This window comes from Streptomyces sp. R-74717 (assembly GCF_047305335.1).
GTDB lineage: Bacteria > Actinomycetota > Actinomycetes > Streptomycetales > Streptomycetaceae > Streptomyces > Streptomyces atratus.
Genome location: NZ_CP102361.1, coordinates 1,172,080 through 1,184,578 on the forward strand (window position 1 = coordinate 1,172,080; position 12,499 = coordinate 1,184,578).

Sequence of the window (12,499 nt, forward strand, 5' to 3'; positions counted from 1 at the left end):
GACGGAGTCGCAGTCAATCGTTCGCAGTCGGTTACGGTCAAGCACATACATATTACGTTCTGTTACTGTCGGGTAGTACTCAACATTGCCGTCATTCGCGTTCCGGAATGACGAATTCGCACCACACGGACTTGCCGCAGCCCCGCGACTCCACACCCCACAGGTCCGCCAGCCGGTCCACCAGCATCAACCCTCGACCGGACACCCCGGCCTGCCCCGCGTCCCGGCGCCGGGGCAGCGCGCTGGAACGGTCCTCGACGTCGACCCGCAGCCGCCGCTCGGGCCCGGTGAGCACCCGGATCGTGACGATCGCCCCGCCGTCGGTGTGCATCAGCGCGTTGGTGACCAGCTCGTCGGCGGCCAGCTCGACCTCGTCGGCCCGCGTCCTGGCGCCCCAGGCCCGCACCGCCGCACGGATCATGTGCCGCGCGGAGCTCAGCGCCTCCGGGTCGCCCTGCGCGACATGCTGCTGGAGCCGGCCGCCCGGCCGGGGTGCGTGAGCGGCCTGTCGGCGCAGCAGAAGGACCGCCACATCGTCCTCGCCGCCACGCTCGTCGACCTCCTCGCAGAGCTGGTCGGCCAGCCGCTGGAGGTCCTGCGGACCGTTGCGCACCATGGACGTCAGCAGCTGCATGCCCTCATCGAGATCGGCTCCGGGCAGCTCCACCAGACCGTCGGTGAACAGCACCAGTGTCTGACCGGGGTCCAGCTCGACCGTACTCACCGGGTATTCGAGCCGCCCGAACTCGGCCGACAGGCCCAGCGGCAGCCCGCCCTCCGCGGGCAGCCTGCGGCAGCTGCCGTCGGTGTCGCGCACCAGCGGATCGACATGGCCGGCCCGGACCAGCTGCACCACCCCCGTCGTCAGGTCGGCCTCGGCGTAGGAGCAGGTCGCGAAGCGGTCGGTGTCCAGCTCATGGAGGAACACGGAGGCCCGGGCCATCACCGTGGCGGGGCTGTGCCCCTCCGCCGCGTAGGCGCGCAGCACGATGCGCAGCTGCCCCATGACAGCCGCGGCATGCGTGTCATGGCCCTGTACGTCCCCGATGACGGCCCCGACCCGGCCGCCGGGCAGCGGGATGACGTCGTACCAGTCGCCCCCGATGTCCCGGCCCAGCCGGGCCGACCGGTACCGCACGGCGACCTGCGCGCCCGGCACGTCCGGGATCCGGCGCGGCAGCATGGCCTGCTGGAGGCCCTCGGCGAGATCGTGCTCCTGCTCGTACAGCATGGCCCGCTGCAGACTCTGGGCGATGGAGCTGCCGAGCGCGACGAGCAGGTTGCGTTCGTCGCCGGTGAAGCCGTCCTTCTCGCTGTAGAGCAGTCCGAGTGCGCCGATGGGCCGGGCCTGGGCGATCAGCGGCAGATAGGCGGCGGACGTGATGCCGAGATGGCTGATGTGGGGCCACAGAATCGGGTACGAGGTGGCGAAATCCGTGGCGGACTCGATGAAGCGGGGCGAGAGCGTGGTCACCACTTCGCTCATCGGGTACGGCTCGTCCGTCCGGGTGTAACGGGTACCGGGTACGAAGGAGCCCTCCGGGCCGTCCGCCACCAGATGGATGCGTCCCGCCTCGATCAGGCCCACGACCAGGCTGGTCGCACCGAGATGCGCCAGGCCCTGCGAGTTCTTCAGCACGTCGATGACGTCCCGGACCGTCCGGGCGTGTGCCAGCGCGGCCGTGGTGCCCTCCACCAGGCTGGTGCGGCGCTGCCGCTCCATGTCCAGTTCGCGGCGGGCGGTGGAGTCGGCCAGCTCCTGGGTGGCGTCGCGGACGATGCCGATGATGCGACGGGGCCGGCCGACCCCGTCGCGCTGGATGAAGCCCTGGGTATGGGTCCAGCGCAGAGTGCCGTCACGCCTCAGGATCCTGAAATACGCGCCGTAATTTCTCTGCCCGCCCTTGAGGGCCTGCGCGACCATCGCGTCGAGCCGGACGCCCTCGTCCGGCGGCACCCGCGGCGCGAGCGACTCCGGCCGGTCGTCGTATTCCTCGGCCCGCAGGTCGAACACATCGAGTGCGGGCCGGTCCATGTGCATGAGGCCACTGTCGAGGTCCCAGTCGAAGCTGCCCATGCGGTTCAGGGCGAGACTGAGATCCGGGTGGGCGGGCCAGTCGTCCGGGAGTGACGGGGCACCCGCTACCCGATCATCCATGTGGGTCACTCTGCCATTATTTGTCCGATTCTTCGAGCGAACCCCGCACCGGTGGGGAATCCGGTGTCGCGCGGTCGGAGCACCTCCCCGCCCCCCGTTATCTTCTTCGCGGTCCTGCAAGAGGGCCGCTGGCCTCCGGGCCCGGCATGACTGTGTCCCCCTGTCGAGCGATGACCTGGGGGTGGTGTCACCGGGCCGAGAGGCGCCGTTGGAGACGCTGATGAGAGGTCCGACTACCGCCTGGCCAGGTGCAATGCCCGGCCGTTCGCGGGCGGCAGGTCTGCATAACGTGGCTGCGCGCGTACGGCGCCAACGCCTTGGCCAGCACCGCACGAACCCCGCTCGGGAGGATGGGTTGTACGACATCGGTGACGTGGGCGTTTTCCTCGGCCTGGACGTCGGTAAAAGCGCCCACCACGGCCACGGGCTGACCCCGGCCGGCAAGAAGGTCTTCGACAAGCAACTGCCCAACAGCGAGCCGAAACTGCGGGACGTGCTCGACAAGCTCGCACAAAGTTCGGCACCGTGCTGGTGATCGTGGACCAGCCCGCCTCGATCGGAGCCTTGCCCCTGACGGTCGCCCGGGACACCGGCTGCAAGGTCGCCTAACTGCCCGGCCTGGCGATGCGGCGCATCGCCGACCTCTACCCGGGCGAGGCCAAGACCGACGCCAAGGATGCGGCAATGATCGCGGACGCCGCCCGCACCATGCCACACACCCGCGCTCGCTGGAGCTGACCGACGAGATCACCGCCGAGCTCACGGTCCTCGTCGGCTTCGACCAGGACCTCGCGGCCGAGGCCACCCGCACCAGCAATCGCATACGCGGCCTGCTCACCCAGTTCCACCCCAGCCTCGAACGTGTCCTCGGCCCCCGCCTCGACCACCAGGCGGTCACCTGGCTCCTCGAGCGACACGGCTCTCCGGCCGCACTGCGGAAAGCCGGTCGCCACAGGCTCGTCGAAGTGATCCGGCCCAAGGCCCCGCGCATGGCCGCCCGGTTGACCGACGAGGTCTTCGACGCGCTCGACGAACAGACCGTCGTGGTGCCCGGCACCGGCACCCTGGATGTCGTGGTGCCGCCCCTGGCCCGCTCCGGGTCGTGATGCTGCACCGCAGGCTGGTGCGCGACTACGAGCATCGGCCCGCCTCGGCCGAGTCGAGGGTGTACTGGGCCATAAGCGACCGCATGTCGAGGATGCTGACCGGGACCTCCGCTCCCACCTGGCGCGGCGCATGACCGGTGGAGAGCTGGCCTTGGGGGCGGCGCTGGCGCGGCTGGAAGAGCGGGAGATCGTCGCACAGGCCGAGGCGGCCCGGGAGAAGATCGCGGAGCTGACCGCGCTGCTGGACGGGTTCGACACGGCCGCCGAGGAGACCCGGATCACTCGCAAGACGCTGTTGGAGCTGCCCGATCCGCGGCCACCCACGCCGCGGCCCCGAAGCTGCCGGATCATCCTGCCTACCAGCAGATCATGGCGGTGCTCGCCACAGCCGACGCCCCGTTACGGGCGCGGGCGGTGTGCGAGGCAATGGACGTCGAGATCGCGCCCAACAACGTCAACAACGTCCGTCTACTCCCGCCGCAGATCCCAGGGAGGGTTGTCTGCCGCTGCCCGGAACGGTGCAATAGTGCACCCGACGGCATGAAGGGATGCACTGTGGGGCAACGTCGCTCCACTCACCGCCATACGGTCGGCTGGTCTGCGTGTGTCCCCTTCTCCAAGGCTCCAAGGCTCCATACGCCTTCGGATCCGCCGTCGCTCTGCGCGGCAGATCCGACGGAATTCGCCATGACCGCCGGGCACCGTGATCGACCTGCCGCAGAGGGAGACCCCATGTCATGTCCCGCCGACCCGACGGTCGTCCTGGTACACGGCGCCTTCACCGACGCCTCCGGGTACGCAGCGATAATTCCACTACTGCTGCAGCAGGGACTGAACGTAGTGGCTCCAGCAGTGCCCAACCGCAGCCTTGTCGGCGACAGCGCCTACGTCGCCTCCGTCGTCCGCGCGATACATGGCCCCGTCGTCCTGGTCGGGCACGCGTACGGCGGCGCGGTCATCTCCTTGGCTGGCGTGGAGGACAACGTGACAGCCCTGGTCTACCTGGCTGGCTACGCCCCGGACGAGGGCGAGTGTCTGAATGAGTTACAGGGCAAGTTCCCCGATTCCCCGCTGTCCGGAGCCCTTGTCCATACCCAGGTCTCCGGCCGCAGGCCGGGCGGAACGGAGACGGAAATGTCGGTGGACGTCGCGCGCTTCCCCGCACTGCTCGCGGCCGACATCAACACGACCGTGGCCCGGGTCCTCGCGGTGTCCCAACGCCCGCTGGCCGCCCGGGCCCTCACCGAAGACGCCCCGGCCGCGGCCTGGCAGACCAAGCCTTCCTGGGGTCTGGTCGCCACGCAGGACCGCGCCATCGACCCCGACCTGGAACGCTACGGCTACCAGCGGGCAGGCATGACCCGGTATGAGATCGACTCCTCGCACCTCGTCATGCTCGCCCGTCCCGGCAAGGTGTTCCGGCTGATCCGTGACGCCATCGAGGCGACGCAGGGACGGGCAACGTGACCCATTTGGCCCGGTCCCGGGCGGGGCCGGATGACCACGCCTCAGGCTGCTGCTTCCACCTGCAGCGTTCGCCGAATCACTCCTTGGGCACGCGCGGCAGCCTGCCACTCCCGAGGGGACATCCCGTAGGCGGTACGGAACACCCGGCTGAAGTGTGCGGGACTTACGAATCCCCATCGGTGGGCGACGGCCGACACGCTCGATACGACCGGTGTCCGTTCGAGTTCGCGTCGGCACATGTCCAGCCGCCGTCGCTGAATCCAGCGGGATATGGTCGTCTCTTCGTGCTCGAACAGTTTATGCAAGTAGCGCACCGAGATGTGGTGGGCGGCGGCGATGGCCTCCGGCGAGAGGTCAGGATCGGAGAGGTGCCTGATCAGGTAGTCCTTAATCCGTGCGAGCATGGCTCGGGCCGTCTCCGGGGCCTCAGGAGCCGACTGTCCCGTCCTTTCCTGGATGAGGACGGCCAGGAGATCGCACGTCGTGGCGGCGAGCCCGCTGCCCAGGACCGGGGCGAGGTCACCCGCGCTTCGCGCCAGGCCCCGCAGGTAGGTCGCAATGAGCGCGGCGCTGGGCGAGCCGTCGGACAGCACCGTCGCCGTGAGCGTCTGCAGGTCGTTGTCCGCCACGTCCAGCGCGGCCCGCGGCAGCTGGAACGCCGTGAAACCGAACGCCTCCGTCAGCTCCTTGGTGTAGGGGCGCCTGGAGTCGCGCAGCGAGAACTCTCCGGGACGCACGAGCGCGGTATGTCCGTCCTGTTCGAGCCGGGCGGTACCCCGGTGCTGCATCGTCAGGGTCAGGTACTCCGCGCTGCCTCTGGCGATCATTCGTCGGCTGCGTACGACCGTCTGGGGGCCGGCTGTGACCTGGGAAACCTGCAGCGTCCCGAGCTGGCGGCTGCTGATCGTGGCGGTGGAGGGCTCCTCCTCGTGCAGATCGACGACGAGCGGGACGAACGTTGTGACGACGGCGTTGCGCCAGAACTCGGCGCGCTCCGATACGGCGATAGACGAGGTCGACAGAACGGAGGGCACTGCAACTCCTTATTCACTCGTGGCAACGAAGTGGCGCACCGACGGGGTGGATCACTGGATCCCACACAGCCATCCGGACGCACGGTGCACGCACCGTGCCGCCGACCCGTCGATCGCCGCGTCACATGGCTCGGCCTGCCGCCCTCATCCCACCGCTTCCCGGTATCACGCACCAGGAAGGACAACAGGAAGAACTGCTCTTCCTTCGGTCTTCCGACACGTACCACCAGGCTCCCGTCCCGCGCCCGCCAGCCGTGCCGTCCCCATGGGCGGGGGGACGGGACGGCGCGGCGGTCCCTTCCGTCCTCGGGGTCAGCAGGCGGAACATGCGATCACAGACGACCTGTCACTTGGCTGTTCTGGCGGACCACAGCACCGAGCCGCCGGAGCGGATGGCTGCGTTGCTGGCGTCGGTTGACGGGCTGCGGTTCGTGGCGCCCAAGCGGACAATCAATGCCCGGTGAACAGGTGCAGCGGTTCGTCAAAGGCCGGAGTGGCCTCTATGCCGTCGGGGAGCTACCGGCCCGGCCGGGTCACGGCGCGGAAGGTCGGGTCGATCGTCCCGGACCGGACGGCGGCGATGGCCGTGTCGGATTCGGACAGGGTCACGACATCAAGATCGGTCTCGGGATACGCACGATGGAAGAGGCGAGTCCGGAGTCAGGACTGGAGATCGGCCCGTGTCCGAAGCCGGCTCCGGGCCACAGCCGGAGTCGAGTCGTCGGACGGGCGCGGGTCCTGGACCGGGTCCGTGCGCAGGGTGTGACTCCTCTCCGGGCAGGCACGGTTTTTGTACCGGGCAAGGCTGATCAAGGCGTCTGTCCGTGCTCCCGGAACGGGTGCGGTAGTGCACCCCAGGACATGAAGGGGTGCACTGTGGGTCAACGTCACTCCAGTCACCGCCATATCGTCGGTTGGTATCCGTGTGACCCCTTCTCCAAGGCGCCATGCGCCTTGGATCCGCCGTCGCGCCTGCGCGGCAGATCCGACGGCTTTCGCCGTGATCGCCGGCATCTGGTCGACCTGCCGCACAAGGAGATCCGCCATGTCATGTCCCCCCACCCCGAGAGTCGTCCAGACACGCGGCGCCCTCAGTTACCCAGCGGTGATCCCACTGCTGCTCCAAGAGGACTGAACGCGGTGGCTCCCCCGTGCCCAACGGCAGCCCCTTCAGTGACAGCGCCTACGTCACCTCCGTCGCGCCTGGGTCATGCATTGCCCTGAGCAGCGGCACAGAAAGGCAGTGGCGGGAAGCTCATCGACCGGCGGTACAGCGGTTACAGCTCATCTCCCATGCACACCGCGGGAGCGCGCGCAGGTCGATGCCTGCCATCTGGACCGGTTGCCGACGACGCGGACGGTCCCGCATCCGGGCGGGATGCCGATGATCGGCCATTCAGGAATCGGAAACGGGCGGCCAGACCGCGCGTGTGGCCCAGACCGTTACGGCAGGACAGCCAACGTCGCGGTCACGGTGACCGTGGTGCAGGCGGACGAGGACCTTCACCCCGAGACACCCTGTTCCATGGCAGTCGACCACTGCTCCTGCTGGGCCTTGGCTTCTTCGCTGCAGTGCGTGTCACCGGCTGCTGTAAAGGAGTGAATGGCGTCCTGCACCACGTGGCGGGCTTCCGTCTTTTCTCCAAGGCCCCACAGAGCACGTGCCCTGTACAGGCTTGCCGCACCGTGCAGTGCGGGAACACCTACGCGGGAGTCCAGGGCGAGTGCGCGGTCGGCGGCCTCCTTCGCCTCCTGCCAGCGTCCGAGGCCCACCAGGGTCCGGGCGCCCCCATTCAAAGCATTCATGGCCGTGCAGTTCGCGATGTGCATGGCCGGAGCGGTACGCGGGTCGGTGACCAGGTCCACGACGCGGTTGAACGTGTCGAGGGCCTCCTGGAGGCGTCCCAGGGCACGCAAAGCCACTGCGACGATGTACAGCGCGTGTGAATGGCCTTCTCTGTCTCCAGCCGCGGCAAAGATCTCAGCTGCTCGCTCGACCTCGGTGATGATCTCCTCGTGCATCTCCAGATTCCGCCATGCGCACGCAGCGTATGTGAGGGACCATGCCTCCTGAACCGTATCTCCTGCCGCTTGCGCCAGCTCTCCTGCCTCGAATGCCAGCTTCAAGGCGGCTTCCGGCCGACGAAGGCAGGCGGCGTACGCCCAGGAGAGGTAGTTCGTGTGGGTGGCTTCGAGCACGGGATCGCCGAGAGCGTGGGCGGCGTTACGGGAAAGTTCGAAGGCGGTGTGCCAGTTGCCCCAGTGGCGCCAGCGGTCAGAGAAGTAGTGCATGGACTGCGCCACGTTGGTCACGGTGCGGTGCTGTCCGGTGGCGGCCGCGTCCTGCAGGGCAGCGAACCAGTTGGCACTCTCGGTCTCCAGCCAGACCTGAGCGGTGTGCTGGTCGGTGAACTCGACCAGACCGCCGGGAGCGGGAGGCGGAGTGACGCCCGGTTCGAACCACTGCCCGGCGGCCTGGGCGGTGGCCAGCAGCCAAGTGTTCATCGCCGAACGGGCCGCCTCTCGCGCCTCGACGGGCTCGTCCTGGGTCAGGCGCTGGTGGGCGTAGAGGCGGACGAGGTCATGGAAGGAGGCGCGACCGTCGGTCGCGGGGTTGAGCAGGCCGAGTTCGATCAGTTCGTCCAGCATCTGCTCGACCTCACCCAGCGCGAGTGAGGTAAGCACCGCGCCCAGGGAGACGTCGAAGTCGGGGCCGGGGACCAGGGACAGTCGGCGGAACAGCAGACGGGCCGGACGGGTGAGCTGCTCGTAGGACAGTGTGAAAGCGGATTTCACCCGCAGGTCGCCGGCGGTGAGCCGGTCCAGACGCAGGTCCTCAGCGGCAAGACGGTCGGCGAGGTTCGCCGGGCTCCAGGCGAGACGGCTGACCAGGCGGTTGCCCGCGATGCGCAACGCCAGCGGCAGCCCATCGCACAACTGAACAATCCGCGCATAGGCCGCAGCATCCGCCGCCGCAGCCCCCTCGGTCTGCCTCGCAGTGGGGGTGAGGGCGGTCCGGTCCGCGGTGATCGCCGCCAGCAGGGTGGTGGCGGCTTCCATCGGCAGCGGCGCCAGCGGCAGGCGCCGTGCATGCTCGATCCCGGTCAGCGCGCGCCGGCTGGTCACCCAGAACGTAGACCGCCCTTCACCCGGCAGCAGCGGCCGTATCTGCGCCTCGTCGGCTGCGTTGTCCAGGATCACCAGCACGTTTCGGTCGCGCACCAACCGCCGCAGCAGCATGGTCCGCTCGTCCCGGTCCGCAGGCAGATCGCGCTCCATGACCCTCAAGGCCCGCAGCAGGCGCCCCAGCACATCCTGCGGATCCAGCGGCTTGGGATCCAGACCGCGCAGATTGACATAGAACCGGCCATCGGGGAAACGTTCCGCCTGCTGGTGCCCGGCCTGCACCACCAGGCTCGTCTTGCCCAGCCCCGGACCACCGGACACAATCCCCGCCTGGGCCCCGGCGTCCCCGTTCCCGCCCTGCGCCAGCCACGCAAGCTCAACTGACCGGCCGGAAAAGTCCCGGATCAACGGCGGCAGATCATACAGCGCCTTGCCACGGTCACTCTCCTGGTACACCCGCCGCCGGCCCTCCCGCGCCGCCGCCAGCAGGCAGTCGGAGTCTTCGGACGACAGCCCCAGGGCGTCAGCGAGAGCGCGAACCGTACGCGCCTGCGGCCCCCGGCTGCGGCCGCGCTCCATGTCACCGATCGCCCGATCACTGACGCCGGACGCCTCGGCCAGCTCCTCCAGGGTCAACCTCGCAGCATGCCTGAACCCCCGCAGCAACGGACCCAGCGTCTCCAGCAGTGAATCGCCCACAACAGCGCATCCTCCTTCGTGTCTGGAAATCACCCTATCGAAGGGAAGGGGCTGCCCCACGAGGTAGAGATCGCGCGGATAGGTGGTGAGCGGGGGCTGGCTGACGGACGGGGCAGGCAACAGGTTCCGTGATCATGGAGTTGCGACGCTCTGTGATGGTTCGATCCGGCTCACTCACTGGGCTGCCACGACGCGGAATCGGCGACAAGCTGCTGCGGGTCCCTGCAGTGCCAGCTGGCCGAGGGTTTGTGGGCGTTTCGCATACTGGCCGGATGGACAGCACCTCCATCCGAGACTCTTACAACGCGGTCGCGGACGTGACCGCCCGCCGTTTGCCACAGCCACCAGGAACTCTGTCTGCCGCAGCCCTATCGTCCCCTCCAGGTGACGCAGCACCTGCCTTGTGTCACGCCCCCATTCCACGCAAGGGCCACGTGAAGATCCGAGACGGCTCTGCACGACGAACGCGATCGAGTCGGTCAACGCCGCGCACCCACCGGGCGGTCAAAGCCCGCGGACATTTCCCGAACGAGCAGGCCGCCCTGAAGTGCGTGCTGTTCGCGATGCTCCGCGACGGCACCTTCTACGAACCCCGAACCCCACGCCTCGCTTGACGAAAGACATAGGTGCGCCGTGAAGCGCGAGTTGTTCGAGTGGCGGTGAAAGGACGCCACCGCCGCCCTGTCGCAGCAGGGCGGTTGAAGCCGAGGGCAGCCCGACCCGGGAGGTGCCGGGAAGGGTGGCAAGCGGCCCTGAAAAAGCCGGGACGTATCAGCACTGCCAGATGGTGCGGGTCCGGCAAGCGAGACGGAAAGGAGTACGCGAGGAACCGGCGTTGACGCCTCCTTACTCGTCACCAGCTCGAACCTGGTGGATCTGGGCTGGATGCGGTGAGTCCCTGTCTTGCTTTGAGGGCGGGGAACTTCCCGGGTGGTTGCTATGTGTCGTCCGGGGAGGCCACGACGAAGTGCTGCGGGGTAGTCGTGGCGATGCCGCGGGGGTATAGCCGGGCTCCTACTCCGTCGATCGAACGACACGTGAACACGGGAACTGTTCCGGTCCTGACCTGGGGCAACGCCTCCAGTGCGGTCGCAGGCTGGGCCCACCGTCGGCCGATCGGGCCGGGACAGGGCGGAGCCGCCGTAGTACTCCGAGCCGGGGAGAGCCCGGCACATGGGGAAGGGCGGCAGCGGAATCGAGAAGGGAAGGAGGCTGCAATGCCGAAAGACGCGCCGCTGAACAGCGGTGCACCAGAGGCCCCGATGGGGTCTCACCAGCGGGTATCGGGGATGCAGGCCAAACTTCACCGTTGGGCGGCGGCCGACGACGGCCGCAGGTTCGACGATCTGTTCAACCTCGTGTGCGACCCGGCGACGCTACTGGTGGCGTTCGAACGGGTCGCGGGAAACAAAGGGGCTAAAACGCCCGGGGTTGACGGCGTCACCGCCGTCAACGTCGAGCGCGATATTGGCTCCTACGGGTTCCTGGAGGACCTTCGCCACGTACTGAAAACGGGTGAGTTCCGCCCGCTGCCGGTACGCGAGCGCAAGATCCCCAAACAGGGCGGCTCGGGCAAGGTCAGAAGCCTAGGCATTCCGACCATCACCGACCGCGTGGTCCAGGCAGCCCTCAAGCTGGTGCTGGAGCCGATCTTCGAGGCCGACTTCAAGCCGATCTCCTACGGCTTCCGGCCCCTGCGGCGGGCACACGACGCGATCGCCGAGATCCACTTCTATGGCACCCGCGGCTACCGCTGGGTCCTGGACGCGGACATCGCGGCGTGCTTTGACTCGATCGACCACACGGCCCTGATGGACCGGGTGCGAGCGCGAGTCAAGGACAAGCGCGTGCTGCGGCTGGTCAAGGCGTTTCTCAAGGCCGGCGTCCTTACTGAGGACAACAGCCGCGAGGACACGCTCACCGGCACCCCGCAAGGCGGCATCCTCTCCCCGCTCCTGGCGAACATCGCCCTGTCGGCGCTCGACGAGCACCTGACCAGGCCGTGGGAGTCGGGCGGGGAGATGGCCACCGGCAACCTGCGCAGGCGTCGCCGTGTTGCCGGACATCCGAACTGGCGCATCGTCCGCTACGCGGACGATTTCGTGGTTCTGGTCGACGGCGAGCGCTACGACGTCGAGGCGTTGCGCGAGGACATCTCCGACGTGCTGCAACCTCTCGGTCTTCGTCTCTCCGAGGCAAAAACACAGGTGGTGCACATGTCGGCTGGGTTCGACTTCCTGGGGTTCCGCATCCAGTGGCGCCGCAAGCGAGGAACGGACAAGTGGTACGTCTACACCTTCATCGCTGACCGGCCCATCCGGCAGCTGAAGGACAAGATCCGTGCCCTGACGAACAGAACGTCGCAGCAGAACCCCAGGGACGTGCTGATCAGGCTCAACCAGATCATGCGCGGCTGGGCCAACTACTTCAAGCACGCAGTCTGCAAAGCCACCCTGAGCTCCCTGGCCAAGTTCACATGGCACCGGGTGATCAGCTGGTGGATGGCACTGCACCGCTGGAAGTGGAAGGACATTCGCCGACGCCTCACCGACCACAACGGGCGGTGGCAAAGGCCCTCGGCAGATGGGATCGAACTGTTCGACCTCCAGGCGGTGACGGTCACCCGCTACCGCTACAGAGGCAACAGGATCCCCAACCCCTGGACACGTCTCAACCACGCCTGAACGGCAGAGTCCGTGGAGAGCCCGGTACTCGGAGACGGGTACGCCGGGTTCGGCGAGCGGCACGGAGAAACGGACTGGCGGCAACATCGGCACCGCGCTCCGTGCCGACTCAACAGGCACCCCCCACCCGGCACCGGGCTTCAGCGCCTTGGACCGTCCGGAGGGCCGCCCGCCCAGAGGCCACAGGTCAGCAGCGGATACCGTGTCCCATGGAGCACGGTAAGC

Annotated in this window: 5 protein-coding genes and 3 pseudogenes; 4 read left to right on the forward strand and 4 right to left on the reverse strand. The window is 68.1% G+C overall.

The genetic code is table 11. The features are described from left to right. Positions 1–91: 91 nt before the first annotated feature. Positions 92–2,158 carry a SpoIIE family protein phosphatase gene (locus NRF20_RS05375; protein ID WP_398633661.1) on the reverse strand — a complete coding sequence of 689 codons (2,067 nt, stop codon included), beginning with the start codon at positions 2,156–2,158 and terminating at the stop codon, positions 92–94. A gap of 355 nt (positions 2,159–2,513) precedes the next feature. Here NRF20_RS05375 and NRF20_RS05380 point away from each other — a divergent pair. After that, a pseudogene (locus tag NRF20_RS05380) lies at positions 2,514–3,255 on the forward strand (IS110 family transposase); the annotation flags it as partial. Positions 3,256–3,996: 741 nt separating this feature from the next. Next, positions 3,997–4,731 carry an alpha/beta fold hydrolase gene (locus tag NRF20_RS05385; RefSeq protein ID WP_398633662.1) on the forward strand — a complete coding sequence of 245 codons (735 nt, stop codon included), beginning with the start codon at positions 3,997–3,999 and terminating at the stop codon, positions 4,729–4,731. A gap of 41 nt (positions 4,732–4,772) precedes the next feature. On the opposite strand, the gene NRF20_RS05390 is transcribed toward NRF20_RS05385, so the two are convergent. The 3 genes and pseudogenes from NRF20_RS05390 to NRF20_RS05400 all read right to left on the reverse strand — a co-directional run bounded on the left by NRF20_RS05390 (position 4,773) and on the right by NRF20_RS05400 (position 9,590). Then, a complete protein-coding gene (locus NRF20_RS05390; protein ID WP_413752107.1) occupies positions 4,773–5,765 on the reverse strand; it encodes a helix-turn-helix domain-containing protein in 993 nt (330 codons plus the stop codon). A 456-nt stretch (positions 5,766–6,221) separates the two neighbouring features. After that, positions 6,222–6,416 (reverse strand): annotated as a pseudogene (locus NRF20_RS05395) (LysR family transcriptional regulator); the annotation flags it as partial. A gap of 852 nt (positions 6,417–7,268) precedes the next feature. Beyond that, complete coding sequence (locus tag NRF20_RS05400; protein WP_398633664.1) at positions 7,269–9,590, reverse strand: helix-turn-helix domain-containing protein; 2,322 nt, start codon at positions 9,588–9,590, stop codon at positions 7,269–7,271. Positions 9,591–10,035: 445 nt separating this feature from the next. Here NRF20_RS05400 and NRF20_RS05405 point away from each other — a divergent pair. After that, a pseudogene (locus tag NRF20_RS05405) lies at positions 10,036–10,159 on the forward strand (transposase); the annotation flags it as partial. 648 nt (positions 10,160–10,807) lie between these two features. Next, positions 10,808–12,274 carry a group II intron reverse transcriptase/maturase gene (gene ltrA / locus NRF20_RS05410; protein WP_413752108.1) on the forward strand — a complete coding sequence of 489 codons (1,467 nt, stop codon included), beginning with the start codon at positions 10,808–10,810 and terminating at the stop codon, positions 12,272–12,274. The last annotated feature ends 225 nt before the right edge of the window (positions 12,275–12,499 follow it).

Coding starts and splice junctions, on each gene's coding strand:
- ltrA (WP_413752108.1), top strand. CDS start 10,808: ATGCCGAAAGACGCGCCGCTGAACAGCGGTGCACCAGAGGCCCCGATG.
- NRF20_RS05385 (WP_398633662.1), top strand. CDS start 3,997: ATGTCATGTCCCGCCGACCCGACGGTCGTCCTGGTACACGGCGCCTTC.
- NRF20_RS05375 (WP_398633661.1), bottom strand. CDS start 2,158: ATGGATGATCGGGTAGCGGGTGCCCCGTCACTCCCGGACGACTGGCCC.